The following is a 23,421-nucleotide window of genomic DNA, read 5'->3' on the forward strand; positions in this document are numbered from 1 at the left end:
GGCCGTGTGCGTCAGCCGGCCGGGCCGACCTCGCCCCTGCGCCGGACGCCCTTCGCCATCAGGGCGCCCAGGAACCCGGTGACCAGCCCCCACAGCAGGGCCAGACCGAGGGCACCCCACACCTGGGGCTTCAGGAAGAGCTCTCCCTTGAGGCCGCCGCCGATGTCGCCCAGACCGAGGATCGACAGGCCGTAGTTCGCCGAGACCCGGCCGAGCAGGCAGATCATGAGCACGGTCAGCGCCAGCGCGACCGCCATGCGGACGGCGTGCTGCCAGGCCCGCGTCCGGGCCGGTGAACGGGCCGCCATCAGGAACGCGGCCCCGAGCAGCAGGACGGCGTCGACGACCACCAGCCACCAGATCCTGCCGTCGTAGTCCGCGAGCGAGCCGAGGTTGAGCTCGGACACGTCCGGAGTGCGCAGCACCTCGTCGAGCACATGGGGCATCGGCAGCCCGAAGGGGCCGTCCACCCGTCCGTTCCAGGTGGCGCCGAGGCCGATCGTGAACGCGAGCCAGACGACGTTGGGAAGGCCCAGGAGCATCACGGCGAAGGTCTCGGCGGGATGCCCGCGGGTCGCCGCCACCACCAGTCCGATGACCACGCCGAGGCCGACGCACACGAGCAGCAGGACCACCATCGCGTACGCGGCCGGCCGCACCGACTCCTGGAAGCGCAGCAGCCGGGCGGGGAGCGGCGCGCCGCGCGAGACCAGCAGCGCGATCACGAACACGCCCGCGAGCCACAGCACCCCGAAGACCAGGGTCGGAGCCATGGACGCCTTGAAACCCACCTCGGGCGTTGCGCCGAACAGGTCGCCGATGGCGCCGATCGTGCCGTTCCCCAGGTCGATGGTGAAGTTCTGGCGGGCCGCGAGCGCCAGCCCGATCAGCACGAGCAGCCACAGGACCGCGAGCCGTCCGGCCCAGCCGGCCAGCTCCTTCGCCCCGGCGACGGCGCGATGGCGCAGCGGCCACAGGAAGCCCGCCCCCAGCACCAGCGCTCCGGTCAGCGTCACGGACAGGGGAGTCACCGTGAGACCCGCCTTCGTCTCCGCGATGGCTCCCGCGTCGCCGGTGAACTCGACGGTCCCGCCGACCGCGGTGACCAGGGTGGCCGCGACCACCCGGGGGAAGGCGTTGTCGGGAAGGCCGTTGGCGCCGGAGGCCCACAGGCCGAGAGCGGCGACCACGACCATGAGGACCAGACCGGCCAGAACGGCCACGAGGGCCTGGAGCCAGCCGTGACGGGCGGCCGGACGCGCACCGCTGCTGGGGGTCGGCTGGGCGGACGGTGTCGGGGGGCTCACGCTGCCACGCTAAGCAGCACCGACACCGTCCGCCCCTCGGGGAGAGCCGCCCGCGTCGGCTTGCGGGCACCGGCGGACCGGGGCACACAATGGGTTCGTTGTGCAGGAAAGCAGTACATATGCCCCTCTGACGTCCCTGCATCCCTCCAACGGGAGAAGAGCTCGTGAGCGTCGAACAGCCGTCCTCCGGCCGCCCCACCGGCCCGCCCTCGGGCCCGCTGTCGGGCCCGGCGCAGCCGAGCCCGACCCAGCCCGTCAACGTCCCGCCCGCCGGACCGCCGAGCGGTGCGTCCGGCGAGGGAGGCGGACCCGGAGGACCGGGGGGCGGCGGTTCGGGAGGGGGCGGCGGAGGCTCGGGTCCCGAGGGGCCCGGCGGTGGCGCCGGCGGACCCGGTGGGCCGGGCGGAGGACCCGAGCGGCCGTGGTGGCGGTCGGCGCCGCGGGTCGCGCTGATCACCGGTGTCGTGGCGGCGGCGGTGATCCTCGGACTGGTCTTCACCAACAACGGCGGCGGGGCCAAGAACGCCAGCAGCGAGGTGTTCGCGCAGCCCGCGAGCAAGTCGGGGCCCGATTCGTTCACCGAGTCGACCGCCAACGACAGTTCCATCGAGTCGGCGACGCCCTCCGCCGCGGCCTCGTCGGCACCGGCCACCCAGGGCGGCACCTACAGCGGCAGCGCGCCGGGTCTCTACGGCGGCACCCGCAACGTGTCGAGCTGCGACGTCGAGAAGCAGATCACCGCGCTGAAGGCGGACCCCGCGAAGAACAAGGCCTTCGCCTCGGTCGAGGGCATCCAGCCGAACGCGGTCCCCGCCTATCTGCGTTCCCTGACCCCCGTACAACTGCGCCTGGACACCCGTGTCACCAACCACGGCTACCGCAACGGCGCCCCCACCAGCTATCAGGCGGTCCTCCAGGCAGGCACCGCCGTCCTCGTGGACTCCCGGGGTGTGCCCAGGGTGCGCTGCGCGTGCGGCAACCCGCTGCTCGAACCGGTACCGCAGAAGGGCACCATCAAGACGACCGGCGACCCGTGGCCGTCGTACCGTCCGCAGAACAGCGTGGCCGTCGTGCCGTCGAAGACGGTCATCGACGTGTTCGTCATCTACGACCCCGAGAGCAACGAGTGGATCAAGCGGCACCGGGGTGACGACGTGAAGAAGGACAAGAAGACGCACCCGCCGGTGAGCCCCTCGCCGTCGGTCAGTGACTCGGGCTCCAAGTCCCCGTCGACCTCGACCTCACCGTCGTCCGAGAGTTCCGCCCCGTCGTCGGCCTCCTCCGAACCGTCCTCCTCCGCGCCGTCCTCGGAGGAACCGCCCCCGTCCAGCGAGCCTCCGGCGTCCGAGTCGCAGGCACCGCCCCCGGATTCGGGTTCGGCCTCCGCCGACCTGACGTCGCAGTCGGCGGACGCCTCCGCGGGATCCTCCTGACCCCGCGAAGCCGTCACCGTGCCGGGAGCTTCGAGCGGGAGCGGCGCGGACCCTTCGGTGCGTGGCCGCTTCACCGAGAGCGGAACGCCGCTCCCTTCCCGTACGGCCCCGCGCTTCTAGGCTGAAGGGGTGAGCGACCACGTGACGAACGAAGCCCGCGTCATCCCCCTGCGTCCGGCGGCGTCGGAGCCCTCCCGGACACCGGCCGGGGCCGATGCCCCGGCCCGGGCGCACCGGCCACCGGTCCTCGTGCCGCGCCGGCCACCGGCGGCTCCCGCTCCCTCGGCCAGGGAGCCGTTGTGGCGTGACCTCGTCGGTGACGTCCTGCGGCGCGAGCGACTGGCCCAGGAACGCACGCTCAAGGACGTCGCCGAGGCCGCCAGGATCTCCATGCCGTACCTCTCCGAGGTGGAGCGCGGCCGCAAGGAGGCCTCCTCCGAGGTCCTCGCCGCGGCCGCGCGCGCCCTCGGTCTCGGCCTGTCCGAACTGCTGTCGCTGGCCCAGCGGGAACTGACCCGGCACACCCGGGCCGAGTCCGTCCGCGGCCGCCCGGCGTCGGCCCCGTCCTCGGGCCCGCGGTCCTCGGGCTCGCGGTACGACGGCATGTGCCTCGCCGCCTGACGCCGGCCCGCGCACCGCGCCCTCCCCGGGCGCGGGCCCCCGGGGCCCTGCTGCCCGGCAAGGGCCGGGTTCCGGGCGGGTCGGGGTCAGATCAGGGCGAGCCGGCGGCTCAGGATCTCGTCCGCGAGGCCGTACTCCACCGCTTCCCGCGCGGTGAAGATCTTGTCGCGGTCCATGTCCGCGCGCAGCGTGGCGACGTCGTGGTGGGTGTGCCGGGACAGCACCTCCTCGACCTGCGAGCGGATCCGCAGCATCTCCTTGGCCTGGAGACTGAGGTCCGACACCGTGCCCTGACGGCCGCCGCTGGCCGGCTGGCCGAGCAGCACGCGCGCGTGTTCCAGCACGAACCGCCGCCCGGGATCGCCCCCGGCGAGCAGCACCGCCGCCGTGGAGGCCGCCTGCCCGACGCAGAACGTCGAGATCGGCGCCTGGACGAAGGTCATCGTGTCGTAGATGGCCATCAGCGAAGTGAACGATCCCCCGGGTGAGTTGATGTAGATCGCGATCTCGCTCTCCGGGCTCGACGACTCCAGATGGAGGAGTTGCGCGATGACGACGTTGGCGACGCCGTCGTCGATCTCCGTGCCGAGGAAGATGATCCGCTCGGAGAGCAGCCGGCTGAAGACGTCGTACGACCGCTCGCCCTGCGGGGTCCGCTCGACGACGTTCGGGATCGTGTACGTACCCATGTCAGAGCCCCATCCGTCGCCGTGACGCGGCCGGGCGGACGTCGTCGAGCGACTCCACGACCCGGTCCACCATGCCGTACTCCCTGGCCTGTTCCGCGGTGAACCAGCGGTCCCGGTCACCGTCCCTGGAGATCGTCTCCTCGTTCTGGCCGGTGTGCTCCGCGGTGATCCGTTCGATGGCCCGTTTGGTGAACTCGTGGTTCTGCGCCTGGATCTCGATGTCGGCGGTGGTGCCGCCGATGCCCGCGGACGGCTGGTGCATCATGATCCGCGCGTTCGGCAGCGCGAAGCGCTTGCCGCGGGTGCCCACACTGAGCAGGAACTGCCCCATGCTCGCGGCGAACCCCATCGCGAGCGTGGAGACGTCGTTGGGGATCAGCCGCATGGTGTCGTAGATGGCGAGTCCGGCGGTCACCGAACCACCGGGGCTGTTGATGTAGAGGCTGATGTCGGTGCGCGCGTCCTCGGCGGAGAGCAGGAGCAGTTGGGCGCACACCCGGTTCGCGGAGACCTCGTCGACCTGGGTGCCCAGGAAGATGATCCGCTGGGCGAGCAACTGCGCGGCCAGATGGTCGTCGTAGCGGGTCGCCGGGGTGTCGCCCTCCTCGGCCCACTGGGTGCGGGCCGGATGCCGGCCGGTGATGAGCGGAGTCATGGTTCCTCGTTCCTCCTGGTCGTGACGCGGCGGGCGTCGCCGCTCACTCCACTCTCTGCCCGGCCCCAGCGCCGGAACGGATTTCTCGGCCCGTGGCAGATTCGCCGTCGGCAGAGCCGCGCCCCCGTGCCGTTCCTCAGCCGGCGGCGCGGAGTTGGCGGAAGAACGCCCGGATGTCCCCGACCAGCAGATCCGGCTCCTCCATCGCGGCGAAGTGGCCGCCCCGGTCGAACTCGGTCCAGCGGACGACGGTGTCGGTGCGCTCCGCGACATGGCGCAGCGCGACGAAGTTCTCCTCGGGGAAGACGGCGAGCGCCGTCGGAGCGGTCGACGGCTCGGACGGTGTGCCCCAGTAGGCGGCGTGGGCGCGCTCGTAGTAGATCCGGGCGGAGGAACCCGCCGTGCCGGTCAGCCAGTACAGCATCACGTTGGTCAGCAGGAGGTCCCGGTCGACGGCGTCCTCCGGGCACTCCCGCGAGTCCGTCCACCGCATGAACTTCTCCGCGATCCAGGCGAGTTGACCGACCGGTGAGTCCGTGAGGGCGTACGCGAGCGTCTGCGGCCGGGTGGCCTGGATCGCCGCGTACCCCGCTTCCTCGCGGTTCCACTCCTGGCCGCGACGCCAGGAGCGGAGGGTGCGCTCGCGCTCGTACGGGCTCAGCGCGGCCAGTTCCCCGGCGGTCGGCTCGGTGACGGCGGACGATCCGGGCAGCAGGTTGAGATGGACGCCGGTCACCCGGTCGGGGTGGGCCCGCCCGAGCTCGCGCGAGACGGCCCCGCCCCAGTCGCCGCCCTGCGCGCCGTAGCGCCGGTAGCCGAGGCGGTCCATCAGCGTGGCGAACGCGGCGGCCACCCGGGTGAACTCCCAGCCGGTGTCCCGTGTCGGTCCCGAGAGCCCGAAGCCAGGGATGCTCGGCACGACCAGGTGAAAGGCGTCCGCCGGATCGCCGCCGTGCGCGCGGGGATCGGTCAGCGGCCCCACGACATCGGTGAATTCGACGATGGACCCGGGCCAGCCGTGCGTCATGATCAGCGGGGTCGCCCCGGGCTCCGGCGAGCGGATGTGCGCGAAGTGCACGCGCGCGCCGTCGATCTCGATGGTGAACTGCGGCCATGTGTTGAGGCGCTTCTCGGCCGCACGCCAGTCGTAGGCGTGCCGCCAGTGGTGGACGAGATCCTGGAGGTAGGCCTTCGGGACTCCGTAGGCCCAGCCCACTCCGGGCAGTTCGTCGGGCCAGCGGGTGGCGTCGAGGCGACGGTGCAGGTCGTCGAGGTCGCGCTGCGGGAAGTCGACACGGAACGGATGGACGCCGGGGGATTCGGTGGGATTCATGTCCGCGGATGCTAACTCCGTGCCGGGCGCGCCGGGCACGGGTTTTCCGCGGGGCGGGGGCGCGTGCCGGGGCGGCTCCGGTCGGCCGGGGGTGGGGTCGTGCGCGCGCGGCCGATGAGTTTTCGGACGAGGATCGGTCGACAGAGGTGACGACGATTTCCCGCCCGAGGAGGTACACATGCCCGCCGACGGTTTCACCACCTGTCTGTGGTTCGACGGCCAGGCCGAGGAGGCCGCGCACTACTACGTCTCGACGTTCAAGCACTCCCGGCTCGGCAGGGTCGGCCGCTACACCGAGGCCGGGCCCGGGACGCCCGGTTCCGTGCTGGCCGTCGAGTTCGTGGCCAACGGCCAGAAGTTCGTCGCGGTCAACGGAGGCCCGCAGTTCACGTTCGACGAGGCGATCTCGTTCCAGGTCCACTGCTACGGCCAGGAGGAGGTGGACCACTACTGGAACAAGTTCGTCGAGGACGGCGGCGAGCCGGGTCCCTGCGGCTGGCTGAAGGACAAGTACGGGCTGTCCTGGCAGATCGTCCCGGACGGCCTGATCGAGTTGCTCGGCGACGCGGACACGGAGAAGGCCGCCCGTACGGCCCAGGCGATGTACAAGATGACCAAGCTGGACATGGCGGCCCTGGAACGGGCGCACGCGGGGGAGTGACACGACCGGCACCCTGGGGTGCCGCTGCCGCTGCGGCCGCCGCCCTCCGGCCGGGACAGGGAGCCTGTCCCGGCCGACCGGAGGCGTCAGGCCGGGCGGACGACCCGTGCAGGCGGCCGGGGTGTCTCAGCCCGGATGGCCGCGCGGGTGGATCCGGGCCGCCAGCACCGCCACGTCGTCCTCCGCGTGCCGGGCGTCGAGCGCGACCAGCACCTCGTCGAGCAGGTCGTCGACGCCGGCGCCCGGTGGCAGCCGCAGCGCGGCCAGCCGTGCCAGTGACGCGTCGATGTCCTCGTCGCGGCGCTCGACGAGCCCGTCGGTGAACATCACCAGGGTGTCGTCCGGGGCCAGCCTGCGGACCACCTGCTGGTAGCCACCCACCCCCGTGCCCAGCGGCGGCCCCACGGGCAGCGGCAGCAGTTCGCCCGAGCCGTCACCGGCGAACACCACCGGCGGCAGGTGCCCGGCACCCGCGATCACCGCGATCCCGCGCGCGGGATCGACCCGTACGAGCAGACAGGTGGCCGGGCGCCGGCTGCCGTCCTCGGCGACCGCGGTGTCCAGCCGGCGCAGCACCCGGTGGGGCGGAAGGTCCGTGGAGGCGACGTAGCGCAGCATCGCGCGGTACGCGTTCATGTCCACCGCGGCGTCCAGGCCGTGCCCCATCACGTCGCCGACGACCAGCAGGGTGCGCCCGAAGTGCAGCCGTACGGTCTCGAACCAGTCCCCGCCGACCAGGGAACCGCCGCCCGCGGGGAGATAGCGGGTGGCGAGATCGAGGTTCGGGTGCGGCCGGCCCGGTGCGGCGAGCAGCGCCCGCTGGAGGTCCAGGACCGTGCCGCGCAGGGACGCGTGCTCGCGGGAGTGGCCGAGGTGCACGGCCGCGAGCCGCGCCGCGTGGTGGGCCCCCGAGATGTCGGCACCGGTGAAGGGCGCGCCCTGCCGGACGGCGAGCAGCACCCCGTACAGACGTCCGTGCGCGAGGAGGGGGACGGCCATGACCTGGCGGGGCGTCCGGCCGGACAGGTCGATCGAGGCGGCGATCGGACGGCCCTCGTCGAGCGCCCGGACGGACAGCGGGCGCGGACCCTCCGACGGGGTGAGCAGCCGGGTGCGGCCGGCCTCGGCCACCCGGGTGAGCTCCGGGTCCGCGGTGCGGCGGCCGGCCGCCACGTCCTTGGGCAGCAGGTCCACCGCCGCGGTCTCGCAGAAGTGCCGGCACATGAACGCGACGAGTTCCTCGCAGGTCATGCCTTCGTCGAGCGTCGTGCCGATCGACTCGACGGCGTCCTCCGAGGCGTCGGACGGCGCCCCCGCGCCCGCCGTCCCGCCATCGCCCCGGCCCGCCATCGCACCTCCACCGCAGCACCCCCTGCTTCCATCCACGCACGCGGTCGTCGCGCCCGCACGCTCAGTCGCGCGGCGGGCCGTCGTTCACCAGCACCGCCGCGCCGTCGAAACGGCCCGCCTTGAGGTCCCGCAGCGCCCGCGGCGCTTCCGCCAGGGGATAGGCGTGCGTCGTCGCGCGGATGCCGTGGCGGGCCGCGAGTGCCAGGAACTCCCTGCCGTCCTCCCGCGTGTTGGCGGTGACGCTGCGCAGTTCCTTCTCCTGGAACAGGTCGCTCTCGTAGCGCAGCGGCGGGATGTCGCTCAGATGGATGCCGGCGACGGACAGGACGCCGCCCCGGTCGAGTGCCCGCAGGGCGACCGGCACCAGCTCACCGACCGGTGCGAAGAGGATCGCGCCGTCCAGGGGCTCGGGCGGCTCGTCGTACGCCCCGCCGGCCGACGCGGCCCCGAGGTCGAGCGCGAGCCGTCGGGCGGCCGGATCGCGCGTCAGTACGTGCACGGTGGCGCCCTCGGCGAGCGCGAGCTGCGCGCAGAGGTGGGCGCTGCCGCCGAAGCCGTACAGGCCGAGCCGCCCGCCCGGCGGCAGCGCGGCCCGGCGCAGGGCCCGGTAGCCGATGATGCCCGCGCACAGCAGCGGGGCCAGCGCGACGTCGTCCACGCCGTCGGGCAGCCGGTAGGCGAAGGCGGCCGGCACGGTCGTGTACTCCGCGTAACCGCCGTCGGCGTCCCAACCGGTGTACTCGGACGCCGGGCAGAGGTTCTCGGACCCGCGCAGGCAGTACCCGCAGGTGCCGTCCGTACGGCGCAGCCAGGCGACCCCGACCCGGTCGCCCGGGGCGAAGCCGCTCACCGCGCCGCCGGTCGCCGCCACCACGCCGACGACCTCGTGGCCCGGTGTCACTCCGGGGCGGTGCACGGGCAGGTCGCCCTCGGTGACGTGCAGGTCGGTGCGGCACACCCCGCAGGCGCGCACGTGGACCAGGAGCTCGTCGGGGCCGGGCACCGGCACCGGTCGCTCGGCCAGGCGCAGCGGCTCCCCCTCGACCGGCCCCGGCCGGACCACTTCCCACGCCCGCATCATCCCGTGCCCCGTCCTGTCGGCGGCCGGACCGGCCCGCCTCCAGTGTCGTGCAGGGCGCCTGCTTCGGCGCGCGGCCCCGGTGAAGGCTGGCTAGCGTGAACAGCGCAATCGTTCACCGAACAGGAGAAGGTCGGGTCATGGCCGTACAGCCTGAAGGAACGCCCTGCTGGGCGGACGCGATGTTCAGCGATGTCGAAGGGGCCAAGAGTTTCTACGGGGACGTGCTCGGCTGGACGTTCGGCGAGTCGTCCTCCGAGTACGGGAACTACACGCAGGCCTACTCCGGCGGCAAGGCGGTGGCCGCCGTCGTGCCGCCGATGCCGGGGCAGGAGGGCCAGTCCGCCTGGTGTCTGTACTTCGCCTCGCCCGACGCCACGGCGACCGCCGAGAAGATCAGGAGCGAGGGCGGCGAGGTGCTGATGGAGCCGATGCAGGTCGGCGAGTTCGGCACGATGGCGCTGGCCCGGGACCCCGGCGGGGCCGTGTTCGGCGTCTGGCAGGCGGGCGTCCACGAGGGCTTCGAGTCGATCGGCGAGCCCGGCTCGTACGCCTGGGCCGAGGTCTTCACCCGTGAGCCGGAGAAGTCCGACATGTTCTTCCCGGCCGTCTTCCCCTTCACCGCCCAGCAGGTTCAGGACGACGCCGTCGACTTCCGCGTCTTCAACATCGACGGGAAGCCGGTGCTGGGGCGGATGAAGATGACGGACGACTTCCCGCCCGAGGTCCCGTCGTACGTCAACGTCTACTTCGCCGTCGAGAACTGCGACGAGGCGGTGTCCAAGGCGACCGCGCGCGGTGCGGTCCTGCGCTTCGGGCCGATGGACAGCCCCTTCGGCCGGTTCGCCGCGCTGAGCGACCCCCAGGGCGCCTCGTTCTCCGTCATCGACATGAAGGCGGCCCAGGGCGAGATGCCCGGGATGACGGACGTGTCCTGACGCTCGTCCATGGCCCCCACCCCGCCGCTGACCGGCGGGGTGGTCGTGCCGCGCACCACTCCGTGCGCGGGGCGCTCGCCCGGGCGTGGCATGATCGGGGTCATGCCTGAACGCGTTGTTGCCGCCTGTGACGGGGCTTCGAAGGGAAACCCGGGACCCGCCGGATGGGCCTGGGTCGTCGCCGACGGGGACGAGACCCCGGCCCGCTGGGAGGCGGGACCGCTGGGCACGGCGACCAACAACGTCGCCGAACTGACCGCGCTGGAACGCCTGTTGACGGCCGTGGCCGCCGATGTGCCGCTGGAGATCCGGATGGACTCCCAGTACGCGATGAAGGCCGTCACGACCTGGCTGCCGGGCTGGAAGCGCAAGGGCTGGAAGACGGCCGCGGGCAAGCCCGTCGCCAACCAGGAACTCGTCGCCCGGATCGACGAACTGCTCACCGGCCGCTCGGTGGAGTTCCGTTACGTTCCCGCCCACCAGGTCGACGGCGACCGCCTGAACGACTTCGCCGACCGGGCCGCCAGCCAGGCCGCGGTGGTGCAGCAGCCCGCGGGCAGCGACCTCGGGTCTCCGGAGCCGCCCGCCTCCCCCGACACCCCGGCCGCCTCGGGCGCCGCCCGCCGCCGCCCCGCGGCCAAGGCGTCCCGGCCGGCCACGTCGAGCCGCACGATCAAGGCCAAGTTCAACGGCCGTTGCGTGTGCGGCCGTTCCTACGCGGCGGGCGAGCCCATCGCCAAGAACGCGCAGGGCTGGGGTCACCCGGAGTGCCGGAGCGAGGCGCAGGGCGGAGCCTGACCCGGCACCGTTTTCCGCGCCGCGACCGCGTCCACGCGCCCGCGCCGCGGCCGTACTCCATGGCCGAACGCCATCACGCGTCGTCACCGCTGTCGCTGATGCCGTCGTGCTCGAAGGACGAGGCCGCACACCCGGTCATCGAGCCGTGGTGGCTTCCTTGATCGTGCCGGTGCGGACCGGAAGGCCGAGCAGGCCGCGGGATCGCATCGAGGGCCTCCACCGCAGTTCGTCCGGCGGCACGTCGAGGGCCAGGTCGGGGAAGCGGTCGAGGAGCGCGGACAGCGCGATGCCGGTTTCCATGCGGGCCAGCGGAGCGCCGAGGCAGTAGTGGATGCCGTGGCCGAGGGCGAGGTGACCGGTGGCGTCGCGGCCGATGTCGAAGCGGTCGGGGTCGGTGAAGCGGTGCGGGTCCCGATGAGCGGCGGCGAGGGACAGCAGGATGGTCTCGCCCGCGGGAACGGTCACGCCGCCGATGGTGACGTCCTCGGTCGGGAACCGGCGGATCGCCAGAGGCATCGGGCCGTCGTACCGGGCCAGTTCCTCCACCGCCGCGCCGATGCGCGTGGGATTGGCCCGTAGCTCGGCGAGCTGGTCGGGGTGGCGGAGCAGGGTCAGGACCGCGTTCCCGATGAGGTGAACGGTGTTCTCGTACCCGGCGAACAGGATGAGGAAGGCCAAGGACATCAACTCGTCCTCGCTCAGCCGGTCCTCCTCGTCGCGTACGGCGATCAGCGCGGAGAGCAGGTCGTCGGTCGGAGCGGCTCGCTTGTCGGCGATGAGCCGGGTGAGGAACGACAGCATGCTGCCGACCGCTTCCTTGGCGAGGGACGGCCGTGTGGGATCGGGAGCGACGAGCGTGTCGGTCCATGAACGGAAGTCGAGCCGGTCGGCCGGGCCGATGCCGAGCAGGTCGCAGATCACGGTGATCGGCAGCGGCGCGGCGTACGAGGCGATCAGGTCCACGCGTTCCGCCGTGGCGACCGCGTCCAGCAACTGGTCGGCGGTGCGCCGGATCGGCTCGCGCAGCCGCTCGATCCGACGCGGGGTGAAGGCCCGGGTCACCAGGCGCCTGATGCGGGTGTGGTCCGGTGGGTCCATGTTGAGCAGGTTCGCGTCCAGCGCCGGGGGTAAGGCCATGCCTCGGTAGCCGCCGGGCGCGGCGTTGTGCTTGTCCAAGGACAGCCGCGGGTCGGCGAGAGCCTCGCGTACGTCGTCGTAGCGGGTCACCAGCCAGGCAGACAGCCCGTCCGTCCCGGTGATCCGGTGAACGGGCCCGGCCTGGCGGAGCCGTGCGTACACGGTGTACGGATCGCGGGCGAGTCCCGCGGGGTCGACGGGAGCGTGGGAAGCGGAGGTTGTATGGGTCATGTCCCGACCCTACTGATCGGTGCCCCGCGCCGAGCGGCGGCAACGGGCGCGCCCGTGCGAGCCGGCCCTCCAGGAGGTCCGGCGGTCACGGGCGCGGCCGGGATCAGACGGTGTCGAACGTGTAGAACGCGGAGTGGTCGAGCAGGTCGGCCGGCCGGGTGTCGTTCCACGGCTTCATGGTCTCGCCGAGGTCGACGACGTTCGGGGTGTCCTTGAGTGGGAGATAGCCGGAGCCGGGGTGCCGGCGCTGCCACTGGGCCCACAGCCTGTCTATGAAGGCGTGGTGGAGCCAGAACACCGGATCGTTGGGCGATACGCCGGTGCCCATCTGGCCGCCCACCCACACGTGCACCCGGTTGTGGAGGTTGACGCCCCGCCAGCCTTCGAGGTGGTTGCGGAAGCCGTCCGAGGCGCTGTTCCAGGGGGCCATGTCGTACGTCGTCATCGCGAGCACGGAGTCCACCTCGGCGCGGGTGGGCAGTTCCCGCACCCCGGCGCCCAGCGACCTGCGCAGGTAGGTGCGGGTGTCGACACGGACGTTGATCGGCCAGTTGCCCGCGGAGGCGGCGAACGGGCCGTCCATCACCCGGCCGTCCAGGCTGCGCCCGGTGCCGCCGAGGAAGTCCGGGGCCCACAGGGAGGCCCGCGTGGTGCGGTCGGTGCTCCAGTCCCAGTAGGGCAGCGCCACCGAGGGGTCGACGGCCTGCAGGGCCCGCTCGAACTCCAGCAGGAATCTGCGGTGCCAGGGCAGGAACGACGGTGAACGGTGGCCCGTCCGCTCGCCGTTGTCGGTGTCACCGAGGATGAAGGCGTTGTGCGTCGTGACGAAGGTGTCGTACGTGCCGCTGCGCTTGAGCTGCAGCAGCGCGTCGACGAATCGCCGCTTCTCGTCGGCGGTCAGGCTCGCCTGGTTCTTGCGTACGGTCATGTGCGGGACTCCACGATCTGCTTGCGGGGTGGTTCAGTTGGCGGCGAAGGGCACGAGCGGGGCGCCCTGCAGCTCCACTACGGCGGCGCGGGCCGCGTCGCGCGGGGTGGGTACGGGGTCGTAGTGGCTGACGACGCTGATCCAGCTCCCGTCGGCGTTGCTCATCACGTGCAGTTCCACGCCGTCGATGAACACACCGAAGCCGCCGCCGTGATGGTGTCCGCCCCCGGTGACCGGGCGGCCCTGTATGCGGCGTCCGCGGAAGACCTCGTCGAAGGGTTCCGGGCCGCCGTGGTGGTGCTCGCCCATGGACTCCCGTGCGGCGGCGGGGCCGTTCGGTGAGGCGGACGCCGAGGGTGCGGCGAGGGCTTGGGCGCCCGCGCCCGCGGCGAGTGCGGCGGCGGCGCCGAGGGCGCGGCGGCGAGTGAGCTCCGGCATGCGGAGACCTCCTGTGATGTGCGGTGTCGATGACCCGATATGCCTATCGGGTCGTCAAACAACGGGAGAAATCGCCGAATGTCGGTTGGCTGTGATCCGGACAATCGTGGATATGTCATACAGAGTTGAACAAAGATGATCTTGCTGTCCGGAGTGCCCGCGGCATACCCGCCGGCGGAAATCCTGCGGCGGAAGGGGCTCGCGTCGATGATCTTGCGGTCGCGGCCGTCCGCCCGTGGCGCGGCTCACGCCCGCGATCTGGCGCGAAGTGCGGGCGTCGCGCCCCTGCTACGCTTCGTGACCAATCGACCGCATTGTGCAACATAGGGGAGTGCGCGTGAAGATCGCGTGCGTCGGTGGCGGACCCGCAAGCCTGTACTTCTCGATCCTGATGAAGCTCCAGGACCCGTCCCATGACATCACCGTCCACGAGAAGAACCCGGCCGGATCGACGTACGGCTGGGGAGTGACCTACTGGGCGGGTCTGCTCGACAAACTGCGCGAGGGCGACCCGGCGTCCGCGCTCGCCGTCAGCGAGAACTCGGTGAGCTGGAGCGACGGCGTCGCCCATGTCGGCACCCGCACGACCGTGGCTCCGGGGGACGAGGGATTCGGCATCGGCCGCCGCCGGATGCTCGACCTGCTCGCGGAGCGGGCCCGCTCCCTGGGGGTCCGCGTCGAGTACGAGAGCGAGATCGCGCCCGACGAACTGCCCGAAGCCGATCTCGTCGTCGCCGGGGACGGGGTCAACAGCGCGCTGCGCGAGCGTCACGCCGGCCACTTCGGCAGCGAGATCAGCCACGGGCGCAACCACTACATCTGGCTCGGCACGACGAAGGTCTTCGACGCCTTCACCTTCTCCTTCGTGGAGAGTGACCACGGCTGGATCTGGTGCTACGCGTACCGCTTCGGCGACGACCGGAGCACCCTGGTCATCGAGTGCTCCCCGGAGACCTGGACCGGCCTCGGGCTCGACGGCGCCGGCGAGGCCGACGGTCTCGCGCTGCTGGAGAAGCTCTTCGCGGACCTGCTGGACGGGCACCGGCTGATGGGCCGCGAGCGGTCCGACGGCGCGGCCCGGTGGCTCACCTTCCGCACCCTGACCAACCGGACCTGGCACCGGGGCAATCTCGTCCTCCTCGGCGACGCCGCCCACACCACGCACTACTCGATCGGCGCCGGCACCACCCTCGCCCTGGAGGACGCCATCTCCCTGGCCCGAGCGCTGGGCGAGCACGCGGACCTCGAGACCGCCCTCACCCGCTACGGACGCGAGCGCAGGTCCGAACTCCTGTCCGTGCAGAGCGCGGCCCGCCACAGCGCACAGTGGTACGAGAACCTGCCGCGCTACATCGGCCTTCCTCCGGCGCAGATGTTCGCCCTGCTCGGGCAGCGGCACTCGCCGCTGCTCCCGTACGTCCCGCCCCAGCTCTACTACCGGATCGACCGCGCGGCCGGCCGCCTGGAGGCGCTGCGCCGCTTCAAGCGCTGGCTCGGACCCCGGGTCGCCCGCGGCGTGCAGGCCCGCGCGCAGCGCTAGGGCCTGTCGTCCAGAAGGGGATCCCACTTGGGGTGAATGACAATTCACCGGTAAGGTGAATTGTCATTCACCTCGCTTTTCCATGCCTACTTCTGGAGTGCCGATGGCGGCCCTGCGCGAGCGGCTCGCGATCCCTGTCCTGGCGTTCGGCGGGATCCTCATGGCCGTCATGCAGACGGTCGTCGTCCCGCTGCTGCCCGACCTGCCCCGGCTGACCGGCGCCTCGGCGGGAGCGGTCTCCTGGATGGTGACCGCGACCCTGCTCGCCGGAGCGGTGCTGACCCCGGTCCTCGGCCGCGCGGGCGACATGTACGGCAAGCGGCGCGTGCTGCTCATGGCCCTCGGGATGATGACGGTCGGCTCGCTGATGTGCGCGCTCACCTCGGACATCGGCGTCCTGATCGTGGCGCGGGCGCTGCAGGGCGCGGCCGCCGCCGTCGTGCCGCTGTCGATCAGCATCCTGCGCGACGAACTGCCGCCGGAGCGCACGGGCTCCGCCGTCGCGCTGATGAGCTCCACCGTCGGCATCGGCGCCGCCCTCGGCCTGCCGCTGGCCGCCCTCGTGGTGCAGTACGCCAACTGGCACGTCATGTTCTGGGCGACGACCGCGCTCGGCGCCTTCGGGACGGCGCTGGCCTGGTGGGCGGTGCGCGAGTCGCCCGTGCGCGAGCCGGGCCGCTTCGACACCGTGGGCGCCCTGGGCCTGGCCGCCGGGCTGGTGTGTCTGCTGCTCGCCGTGTCCCAGGGCGGCACCTGGGGCTGGACCAGCCCCAGGATCCTCGCCCTGTTCGCCGGCTGCGCGGCGATCCTCGCGCTGTGGTGGCGCCAGCAGCTCCGCGCCGAACGCCCCCTCGTCGACCTGAAGCTGGCCGCCCGGCCGCGCGTCGCGCTGCCGCACATCGCGGCCCTGCTGACCGGCTTCTCCTTCTACGGCAACTCGCTGGTCACGGCGCAGCTCGTGCAGGCGCCCACGGCCACCGGTTACGGACTCGGCCTCTCGATCGTGGCGACCGGTCTGTGTCTGCTGCCCGGCGGCGTGACGATGCTGTTCCTGTCGCCCGTCTCGGCGCGCATATCGGCGGCCCGCGGTCCCCGGATCACCCTGGCCCTCGGCACGGCGATCATCGCCTCCGGCTACGTCCTGCGGATCGCCGACAGCCGCGACCTGTGGGCGATCATCCTGGGCGCCACGGTCTGCTCGATCGGCACGACCTTCGCCTACTCCGCCCTGCCCACCCTGATCCTGCGCGCCGTGCCCGCCGGGCAGACCGCGTCCGCCAACGGCGTCAACGTCCTGATGCGCACCATCGGGCAGGCCGTGTGCAGTGCCGCCGTGGCCGCCGTGCTCGTCCACCACACGAGTCTCGTCGCGGGCGCCCCGGTGCCGACCCTGCACGGCTATCTGCTGGCCTTCGCCATGGCGGGTACCGTCGCACTGGTGGCCTGTGCCGCCGCGCTGTCGATACCCACCGACCCCGCCTCCCGCGAGACCCCGCGAACCGGCCGCCGTACCGGCGCGTCCCGCGACGAGGCACTCGAAGGAGCCTGAGCACCGTGACCACCCCGCACTCCGGTCTCACGGCGTCCCCGTCCGCCCCCGAGCCCGGGGAGCGGCCGGACGCCGCCCCCGCTCCCCGCCGTGACGCCGAGGCCAGCAAGGCGGCGATCCTGCGGGCGGCCCGGTATCTGCTGGCGCGGCACGCGCACGCGGACATCACGCTCAAGGCGGTCGCCGACCGGGCCGGGGTGAGCGCGCCGCTGATCCTCAAGTACTTCGGCAACAAGGACGCGCTGTTCGCCCGGGTCATGTCCTTCGAGTCCGACGCCGACGCCCTGCTGGACGCCCCGCTGGAGGAGCTGGGCCGGCACATGGTCCGTCATGTGCTGGAAGGCCAGACCCAGCGCGGCGCCGACCCCGTCCTGCGGATCGTCTTCGCCCCGCTCCAGGGGGAGCAGGGCGAGATACTCCGGGCCAACTTCCGCGCCCAGGTCAGCGAACGCCTCGCCGGGCGGCTGAGCGGGCGGGACGCGGGCCTGCGCGCCGAGCTCGCCGTGAGCACACTGCTCGGCCTCGGGGTGATGTACGGGATCGCGCGGGGCTCGCACCTGCGCGCCACCTCGGTCGACGCCATCGTCGACCGGTACGCGCCCGCCGTGCAGGCACAGCTCGCGCCGTGAGCCGGCGGGTCCGGCGGGAGGCGTGAGTCCTGCGGGTCCGGCGGTCTGGTGAGTTCGGCGGGTCCGGGTCCGGCAGGTTCGGTGGGCTCCGGCGGCTCCGGCGGTCTGGTGAGTTCGGCGGGCCTGGCAGGTTTGGCTGGTCCGGTGATTCCGGCGCGTCCGGTGGGACTGCGAGAAGGGCCGCCCGGCCCGGTTCACCCGCGGGGCGTGGCGGCGGCCGCGCCGCTCAGTTCACCCCGTCCGGGCGGAACTGCACGCTGATCCGGGGCCCCGCTGCGCGCGCCGTCTTGGGGATCGCGTGCTCCCAGGTGCGCTGGCAGGAGCCGCCCATCACGATGAGGTCGCCGTGGCCGAGCGGGCGCCGGACCGTCTCCCCACCGCCCCGCGGCCGCAGCAGGAGATCCCGCGGGGCGCCCACGGACACGATGGCGACCATCGTGTCCTCGCGGGCGCCCCGCCCGATCCTGTCCCCGTGCCAGGCCACGCTGTCGCGGCCGTCCCGGTAGTAGCAGAGGCCCGCCGTGGTGAACGCCTCGCCCAGTTCCCCGGCGTAGTGCGCCGAGAGCGCGTCCCGGGCCTCGTCCAGGACCGGGTGCGGCAGCGGATCGTCCGCGCGGAAGTACGCGAGCAGCCGGGGCACGTCCACCACCTGCTCGTACATCTGGCGCCGTTCGGCCCGCCAGGAGACCTCGGCGGCGAGGTGGCCGAAGAGCTCGTCGGCCCCGCTCAGCCAGCCGGGCAGCAGGTCGATCCAGGCCCCCGCGCCCAGCGTGGTGCGCCGCAGCCCGCCCAGCGGGCCGAGGCGGAGTTCGTCGGTCTGGTCGAAGAGCGAGCCCTGGAGATGCGTGGCCATGAGGCCAGCGTACTCCGTATTCGAATGGGTGTTCCATTGCCCGACTGGGTGTCCGTGGTCACCAGGGGACGGGGCCCGACGCGTCGAAGAAGCCGCCGGTCGGTCCGTCCGGGCCGATCAGCGCCATGCGCACGATGATCTCGGCGCCCTCCTCCACGGTCTGGAACCCCGTGTTGCCGTTGAGGTCGGTCGCGGTGAAGCCCGGCTCCACGGCGTTGACGCGGATCCCGGGGAATGCCTTCGCGCACTGCACGGTGATGGTGTTGACGGCCGTCTTGGACGCGGGATAGGCGACACCGGGGTAGGCGTGGGCCGGGCCCCCGGGGTCGGTGATCCGGGCCAGCGAGGCCAGGCCGCTGCTGAGATTGACGACGACCGGTGAGGCCGAACGCCCGAGCAGGGGCAGGAAGGCGTGGAGGACCCGCACGACACCGAAGACGTTCGTCTCGAACAGCTCGCGCATCATGCCGGCGGTCACCTCCGCCGCGCCGATCACGCTGTTCCCCGCGCCGCGCCCCTCGATGCCCGCGTTGTTGATCAGGACGTCCAGCCCGCCCTCGGCCTCGACGGTCTTGGCGGCGGCCGCCACGGACGCGTCGTCGGTGACGTCGATGACGACCGGGCGCGCCCCGAGCTCGGCGGCCGCGCGCCGTCCGCGTTCCGGGTCCCGGCTGCCCAGGTAGACGGTGTGGCCCTCCGCGACGAGCCGGCGGGCCGTCTCGTAGCCGAGGCCCTTGTTCGCTCCGGTGATGAGTGTTGTGGTCATGCGTCCACCCTCCGGCCGATCGGGGCCGACAGCCAGGAGTCCGGTCCTCCTGGGACCGGCGGTACCAGGCGCGTTCGGCCGGGTGGGTGCACAGTGGGTGGCATGGCGAACACGGAGTTCGGGCGTACGGTACGACGCTGGCGTGACCGCGTCACGCCGGAGGCCGTCGGCCTGCCCGGAGGCGGCAACCGGCGGGCGGCCGGCCTGCGTCGCGAGGAGCTGGCCCTGCTCGCCGGCATCTCGGTCGACTACGTCACGCGTCTCGAGCAGGGGCGGGCGGCTCATCCCTCGGAGCAGGTCGTCGAGGCGCTGGGCCGGGCGCTGCGCCTGTCCGGGGCCGAACGCGAGCACCTCTTCCAGGTGGCCGGACTGGTGCCGCCGGGACGAGGCATGGTGCCTGCCCACATCACCCCGGGCGTCCACCGGATGCTCGACCGGCTGAGCGGGACACCCGTGGCGGTGTACGACGCGGCCTGGACCCTGCTGCTGGCCAACCCGCTGTACGCGGCCCTCCTCGGTGACCCCTCCGGGTGGAGCGGCAACGAACGCAACGGTGTGTGGCGCAACTTCGTCGGGCCGGGCAGCCGGGTGCGGCACACCCCGCGGGAGCGGCGCGCCTTCGAGGCGACGCTCGTCGCCGACCTGCGCGCCACGGCGAGCCGGTACCCGACGGACCGGCGTCTGGGGCAGTTGATCGAGGAACTGTGCGAGAACAGCGTGCGCTTCGCGGAACTGTGGGAGTCCGGGGCCGTCGCCCGCCACGACGCGTCCCGCAAGACCGTCGACCACCCCCAGGTCGGCGCCGTGACGCTGGACTGCGATGTGCTGAGCGTCGCGGGCAGCGACCTGAGGATCATGGTCTACACCGCCGAGCCCGGGACGGAGGACGCCGAACGCGTCGCCCTCCTCGGCGTTCTCGGGACGCAGGCCCTCGTCGAGTGATCCGCCGATGCCCCGTGGCTACGACCCCCGGTGCTCGGCCAGTACTTCGCGGATCACGTGTGCGGCGTTGCCCGCGATCACCGGGTTCGTGTGGCGGTAGTACGGGAGTTGGGCGAGTGCCATGGACAGGGCCCAGCCACGGCCGCGCGCCCAGCCGGGGTCGTCGGCGCCGGCCGCGTCCCGGAAGGCGGGCCGCGCCGCGGCGGGCAGGAGGTTCCAGGCCGGGATGAAGTCGCAGGCCGGATCACCGGTGCCGAAGGTGCCGAAGTCGAGGACGGCGGCGAGGCGGCCCCCGCGGACCAGGAGGTTCATCGGCATCAGGTCCGAGTGCAGCCAGCGCGGCGGGCCCGTCCAGGCGGGTGCCGCCAGTGCCTCCTCCCAGGCCGCCGTCGCGGCCCCGGTGTCGATGTCGCCGTGGAGGTCGTCGATCGCCGAGCGTGTCTCGGCGTCCACCGCCGTCAGCGGGGTGCCCCGGTAGGCGCCCGGCCCGCCGGGCAGCTCGATCCCGCGCAGAGCGGTGACGAACGCCCCCAGATCGACGCCCAGTTGATGCGGGTCGGTCAGGGCGTCGGGTGCCGGGGCGTCGCCGTCGAGCCAGCGCAGCACGGACCAGTGCCACGGGTAGTCGGCGGTCGGGGTGCCGAGGCCGAGGATCTCGGGGACCGGGAACGGGAGCATCGGGGCGAGCCGCGGGAGCCAGGCGTGCTCCTTGACGGCGTCGTCGGCGCCGCCCGGCACGCGCGGGAGGCGCACGGCCATGTCGTCGCCGAGACGGTAGAGGGCGTTGACGGTGCCGGCCGACCGCACGGGTTTCAGGGGCAGTCGGGCCCACCGCGGGAACTGTCCGGCCAGCAGACGCCGTACGAGCGCGGCACCGATCCGGGTCTCGTCGGCGTGCATCGGCGCTGTGGGCAAAAGGGGCCTGCTTTCCTCGGAGAAGCGCTGCTCGTCGCCATCCTGTGAGCCCTCCGGACCGCCGTGCAACGCGTTTTGACGCCGCCAGGCAACCTTCCCGACGCGATCGCCGTCTTGATCGGCAACGGGCGCGTGGCAAGCGGTCCCTCCTGAAGGTCACTTCACGGGCGGAAACCGGCGCACTATACCCCTTGCGTATACATGCCGTGTATACGCCACGTGTATAGCTGGATCGCCGCACGTCACCGCCTTGGACGACTCGACAACAGCAGCGCCACCGGGCCGGGCCCGAGACGGGACGGACGGTGGCGGACGGAAAGGCACTCATGTACGGCAAAGCCTTCGCCCCGGAGTACCAGGGCGCCCTGACCACCCTGTCGGTGAACTCCTCGCTGACCGACGTCCTCGCGGCGGGCACCGAGCAACTGCGCGCCGCCGAACGGGCCGGCGCTCGCGCGGAGGCCGCCCGGTCGGGCCTCGCGGTCGCCGAGGCGCACCGCCGGCTCGGGCAGGTGGCGGACGCCGAGCGGGCGTGGAAGGCGAGTTACCGCACCGCGCGGGAGGCCGGGGACGGCGCCGCGATGGCGTGGGCGCTGTGGAGCGGTGGCACCCTGGCCCGCCAGCGCGGGGCGTTCCCGCTCGCGTGGCGGCTGCTGCGGCTGGCCGCGGAACTCGGCGGCCGGGCGGGGGACGTCGTGGTGCGCGGCTACTCGCTGGCCGGAATGGCGGAGACCGGCCGCATCCAGGGCGACTACGCGGCCGTGACCGAGCTGCACGAGCAGTTGCTGGCCGAGGCCCGCAAGCGCGGCGAGGCCCGGCACACCGTGTGGGCCCTGGAGGGCATCGCCCAGATCCACCGCAACACCGGCTCGTACGACACCGCTTACGCGATGTTCGAGGAGGCGGCCGCGATAGCCGCCGGAGCCGAGGACCGGCGGGGCCACGCCTGGGCGCTGCGGGGACTCGCGGACATCGTCTCCGTGCGGGACGGGGACACCGACCGCGCGCTCGGTCTGCTCGGCGAGGCCGAGGTCTCCTGCCGCGCGATGAAGCTGTCCGGTGCGCTCGCCTACAACCACAAGATGCGCGGCAACGTCCTCTACCGGGCCGGGCGTTACGAGCAGGCCCGCGACGTGTACGCGGGCGCGCTCGCGGAGTTCGAGACGATGGGCGAGCCGCGCGGCACCGCCCTGTCCCGCCTCGGGCTGGTCAAGTCCCTTGCCCGTCTCGGCCGCGACCGGGCCGAAACCGCAGCCGAAATCGACGAGTTGGGCGTGACCCTGGAGGGCATCGGGTTGCGGCACGCCCATCGGATGGTCGAACAAGCCCGGACAGAGCTCGGGTTGACGGCCGGGTCCGGCGAGACGGAGGCCGCGTGATGACGACCCCGGCCCTCCACCTGGTGCCCGCCCCGGCGCCGGCCGGCGCGCCCGCCCCGGCGGCCCCGCACCCCTCGTCGCCGCCCGCCGCCGCTCAGGTGCTGAGCCGCTGCCGTGAACTCGTCGCCCCCGCGCTGGGGGAGGCGATCGGCACCTTGCACCCCTGGGTGGCGGAGATGGCCCGGTACGCGCTGGGCCGCTGCGAGGTCGGCGGCGCCCCCGCCGACCACGACCAGGGAAAAGGGGTACGACAGGCGCTGGCCGTCCTCGGGGCGGAAACCGTCTCCGGACCGGCCGGCGCCGGTGTGCCCGCGGCCGTCGCGGTGGAGCTCGTGCACGTCTTCTCGCTGCTCCACGACGACATCATGGACGGTGACGCGCTGCGCCGTGGCCGCCCGGCCGTGTGGAAGGCGTACGGCACCGGCCCCGCCGTCCTCGCGGGTGACGCGCTGTTCGCCCTGGCCGTCGAGACCATGGCTCTCACTCCCCAAGCCGGTTTCGCCGTAAAGCAGTTGACCACCGCGCTCGGCGACCTGGTGCGTGGCCAGGCCGACGACCTGCTGTTCGCCGACCGGCCCTGGACCGGACCCGGGGCGGTCGGGGTGGGGGAGTACGAGGTGATGGCGGAGCGCAAGACCGGTGCCCTGCTCGGCTGCGCCCTGGCGCTCGGCGCCCGGCTGGCCGGAGCACCGGACGGGACCGTGACCGTCCTGGACCGCGCCGGACGCCATCTCGGCGTCGCGTTCCAGATCGCCGACGACGTCCTCGGCATCTGGGGTGATCCCTCGGTCACCGGCAAGCCGGTGCACAGCGATCTGCGGCAGGGGAAGAAGACGCTGCCCGTGCTCGCGGCGCTCGGCGGAGCCGGGTACGGCGAACTCGACGACCTCCTCTCGGCCCCGGACTCCCTGGACGCGTCCGGAGTCCGCCGTGCGACGGCCCTCGTCGAGCGGGCCGGGGGCCGCGCGGCCGCGGTGCGCGCGGCTCGCCGCCGGCTCGCCGCGGCGGGCACGCTCCTCGACGGACTGCCGCTCGCCCAGGGGCCCGCGGCGGAACTCCGCACCCTGCTGTCCGCGCTCGCCGACCGCAGAGTCTGAGCCGTCGCCGGCCCCGCCCCCGTCCCGACCGCCGCCCCCGTCCCGACCGCCGCCCCTGTCCCGACCGCCGGATCCGCCTGGCCCGTCGCTCCCACCGGGCCGTCGGTGCCACCGGGCCCTCGGTTCTGCCCGGCCCAGTGCTCCGCCCATCCCT

General features: G+C 73.0%; 23 protein-coding genes. 11 read left to right on the forward strand and 12 right to left on the reverse strand.

What is annotated here, in order from left to right:
• Positions 1–11: 11 nt before the first annotated feature.
• Positions 12–1,307 (reverse strand): streptophobe family protein, encoded by a 1,296-nt coding sequence (locus ACZ4TO_RS18675; protein WP_468024756.1) that lies wholly within the window; start codon positions 1,305–1,307, stop codon positions 12–14.
• Positions 1,308–1,471: 164 nt separating this feature from the next.
• Here ACZ4TO_RS18675 and ACZ4TO_RS18680 point away from each other — a divergent pair, with 164 nt between their 5' ends.
• A complete protein-coding gene (locus ACZ4TO_RS18680; protein ID WP_382794974.1) occupies positions 1,472–2,740 on the forward strand; it encodes a DUF6777 domain-containing protein in 1,269 nt (422 codons plus the stop codon).
• A 129-nt stretch (positions 2,741–2,869) separates the two neighbouring features.
• Positions 2,870–3,361, forward strand: coding sequence for a helix-turn-helix domain-containing protein (locus tag ACZ4TO_RS18685; protein WP_468024757.1), 492 nt, complete (start codon positions 2,870–2,872; stop codon positions 3,359–3,361).
• An 86-nt stretch (positions 3,362–3,447) separates the two neighbouring features.
• On the opposite strand, the gene ACZ4TO_RS18690 is transcribed toward ACZ4TO_RS18685, so the two are convergent.
• The 3 genes from ACZ4TO_RS18690 to ACZ4TO_RS18700 all read right to left on the reverse strand — a co-directional run bounded on the left by ACZ4TO_RS18690 (position 3,448) and on the right by ACZ4TO_RS18700 (position 6,038).
• Positions 3,448–4,050, reverse strand: coding sequence for a ClpP family protease (locus ACZ4TO_RS18690; protein WP_382794979.1), 603 nt, complete (start codon positions 4,048–4,050; stop codon positions 3,448–3,450).
• A 1-nt stretch (position 4,051) separates the two neighbouring features.
• The gene (locus tag ACZ4TO_RS18695) at positions 4,052–4,705 is read right to left on the reverse strand and encodes an ATP-dependent Clp protease proteolytic subunit (RefSeq protein WP_382794982.1); all 654 of its coding nucleotides are present in this window, start codon (positions 4,703–4,705) and stop codon (positions 4,052–4,054) included.
• Between the two features lie 136 nt (positions 4,706–4,841).
• The gene (locus ACZ4TO_RS18700; protein WP_468024758.1) at positions 4,842–6,038 is read right to left on the reverse strand and encodes an epoxide hydrolase family protein; all 1,197 of its coding nucleotides are present in this window, start codon (positions 6,036–6,038) and stop codon (positions 4,842–4,844) included.
• A gap of 178 nt (positions 6,039–6,216) precedes the next feature.
• Between ACZ4TO_RS18700 and ACZ4TO_RS18705 the strand changes: the two genes are divergently transcribed.
• Positions 6,217–6,699, forward strand: a complete 483-nt coding sequence (locus ACZ4TO_RS18705) for a VOC family protein (protein WP_382794987.1) — start codon at positions 6,217–6,219, stop codon at positions 6,697–6,699.
• Between the two features lie 126 nt (positions 6,700–6,825).
• Here the strand turns inward: ACZ4TO_RS18705 and ACZ4TO_RS18710 are convergent, their stop codons facing one another.
• The gene (locus tag ACZ4TO_RS18710; RefSeq protein WP_468024759.1) at positions 6,826–8,049 is read right to left on the reverse strand and encodes a PP2C family protein-serine/threonine phosphatase; all 1,224 of its coding nucleotides are present in this window, start codon (positions 8,047–8,049) and stop codon (positions 6,826–6,828) included.
• 61 nt (positions 8,050–8,110) lie between these two features.
• Positions 8,111–9,127: a zinc-binding alcohol dehydrogenase family protein gene (locus ACZ4TO_RS18715; protein WP_468024805.1), complete on the reverse strand. Its 1,017-nt coding sequence runs from the start codon at positions 9,125–9,127 to the stop codon at positions 8,111–8,113.
• A 140-nt stretch (positions 9,128–9,267) separates the two neighbouring features.
• Here ACZ4TO_RS18715 and ACZ4TO_RS18720 point away from each other — a divergent pair, with 140 nt between their 5' ends.
• Together ACZ4TO_RS18720 and ACZ4TO_RS18725 are read left to right on the forward strand one after the other, a co-directional pair.
• Entirely contained in the window at positions 9,268–10,065 is a 798-nt protein-coding gene (locus ACZ4TO_RS18720; RefSeq protein WP_468024760.1) for a VOC family protein, read from the forward strand.
• Between the two features lie 90 nt (positions 10,066–10,155).
• The gene (locus ACZ4TO_RS18725; RefSeq protein ID WP_382794995.1) at positions 10,156–10,863 is read left to right on the forward strand and encodes a ribonuclease H family protein; all 708 of its coding nucleotides are present in this window, start codon (positions 10,156–10,158) and stop codon (positions 10,861–10,863) included.
• Positions 10,864–10,998: 135 nt separating this feature from the next.
• Here ACZ4TO_RS18725 and ACZ4TO_RS18730 read toward each other — a convergent pair whose 3' ends face one another.
• The 3 genes from ACZ4TO_RS18730 to melC1 all read right to left on the reverse strand — a co-directional run bounded on the left by ACZ4TO_RS18730 (position 10,999) and on the right by melC1 (position 13,597).
• The gene (locus ACZ4TO_RS18730) at positions 10,999–12,231 is read right to left on the reverse strand and encodes a cytochrome P450 family protein (protein ID WP_468024761.1); all 1,233 of its coding nucleotides are present in this window, start codon (positions 12,229–12,231) and stop codon (positions 10,999–11,001) included.
• 103 nt (positions 12,232–12,334) lie between these two features.
• Positions 12,335–13,159 carry a tyrosinase MelC2 gene (gene melC2, locus ACZ4TO_RS18735; protein WP_382795000.1) on the reverse strand — a complete coding sequence of 275 codons (825 nt, stop codon included), beginning with the start codon at positions 13,157–13,159 and terminating at the stop codon, positions 12,335–12,337.
• Between the two features lie 33 nt (positions 13,160–13,192).
• Positions 13,193–13,597, reverse strand: coding sequence for an apotyrosinase chaperone MelC1 (gene melC1 / locus ACZ4TO_RS18740; protein ID WP_468024762.1), 405 nt, complete (start codon positions 13,595–13,597; stop codon positions 13,193–13,195).
• 337 nt (positions 13,598–13,934) lie between these two features.
• Between melC1 and ACZ4TO_RS18745 the strand changes: the two genes are divergently transcribed.
• The 3 genes from ACZ4TO_RS18745 to ACZ4TO_RS18755 all read left to right on the forward strand — a co-directional run bounded on the left by ACZ4TO_RS18745 (position 13,935) and on the right by ACZ4TO_RS18755 (position 17,315).
• Positions 13,935–15,137 (forward strand): FAD-dependent monooxygenase, encoded by a 1,203-nt coding sequence (locus tag ACZ4TO_RS18745; RefSeq protein ID WP_468024763.1) that lies wholly within the window; start codon positions 13,935–13,937, stop codon positions 15,135–15,137.
• 82 nt (positions 15,138–15,219) lie between these two features.
• The gene (locus ACZ4TO_RS18750) at positions 15,220–16,686 is read left to right on the forward strand and encodes an MFS transporter (RefSeq protein ID WP_382795008.1); all 1,467 of its coding nucleotides are present in this window, start codon (positions 15,220–15,222) and stop codon (positions 16,684–16,686) included.
• A 5-nt stretch (positions 16,687–16,691) separates the two neighbouring features.
• On the forward strand, positions 16,692–17,315 hold the full coding sequence (locus tag ACZ4TO_RS18755) for a TetR/AcrR family transcriptional regulator (protein WP_468024764.1): 624 nt from the start codon (positions 16,692–16,694) through the stop codon (positions 17,313–17,315).
• A gap of 226 nt (positions 17,316–17,541) precedes the next feature.
• Here ACZ4TO_RS18755 and ACZ4TO_RS18760 read toward each other — a convergent pair whose 3' ends face one another.
• Both ACZ4TO_RS18760 and ACZ4TO_RS18765 read right to left on the reverse strand, forming a co-directional pair.
• Entirely contained in the window at positions 17,542–18,168 is a 627-nt protein-coding gene (locus ACZ4TO_RS18760; RefSeq protein WP_468024765.1) for an alpha-ketoglutarate-dependent dioxygenase AlkB, read from the reverse strand.
• 58 nt (positions 18,169–18,226) lie between these two features.
• The gene (locus ACZ4TO_RS18765; RefSeq protein WP_468024766.1) at positions 18,227–18,934 is read right to left on the reverse strand and encodes an SDR family NAD(P)-dependent oxidoreductase; all 708 of its coding nucleotides are present in this window, start codon (positions 18,932–18,934) and stop codon (positions 18,227–18,229) included.
• Between the two features lie 102 nt (positions 18,935–19,036).
• On the opposite strand from ACZ4TO_RS18765, the gene ACZ4TO_RS18770 reads away from it, so the two are divergent.
• Positions 19,037–19,876: a helix-turn-helix transcriptional regulator gene (locus ACZ4TO_RS18770; protein WP_382795018.1), complete on the forward strand. Its 840-nt coding sequence runs from the start codon at positions 19,037–19,039 to the stop codon at positions 19,874–19,876.
• A gap of 18 nt (positions 19,877–19,894) precedes the next feature.
• Here ACZ4TO_RS18770 and ACZ4TO_RS18775 read toward each other — a convergent pair whose 3' ends face one another.
• Positions 19,895–20,776, reverse strand: coding sequence for an aminoglycoside phosphotransferase family protein (locus ACZ4TO_RS18775; protein WP_468024806.1), 882 nt, complete (start codon positions 20,774–20,776; stop codon positions 19,895–19,897).
• 341 nt (positions 20,777–21,117) lie between these two features.
• Between ACZ4TO_RS18775 and ACZ4TO_RS18780 the strand changes: the two genes are divergently transcribed.
• Complete coding sequence (locus ACZ4TO_RS18780) at positions 21,118–22,170, forward strand: tetratricopeptide repeat protein (RefSeq protein ID WP_468024767.1); 1,053 nt, start codon at positions 21,118–21,120, stop codon at positions 22,168–22,170.
• Positions 22,170–23,267 carry a polyprenyl synthetase family protein gene (locus ACZ4TO_RS18785; RefSeq protein WP_468024768.1) on the forward strand — a complete coding sequence of 366 codons (1,098 nt, stop codon included), beginning with the start codon at positions 22,170–22,172 and terminating at the stop codon, positions 23,265–23,267. Before ACZ4TO_RS18780 ends, ACZ4TO_RS18785 begins: the two co-directional genes overlap by 1 nt.
• Positions 23,268–23,421: the final 154 nt, after the last annotated feature.

The sequence above is a fragment of the Streptomyces sp. NPDC028298 genome (assembly GCF_055565895.1).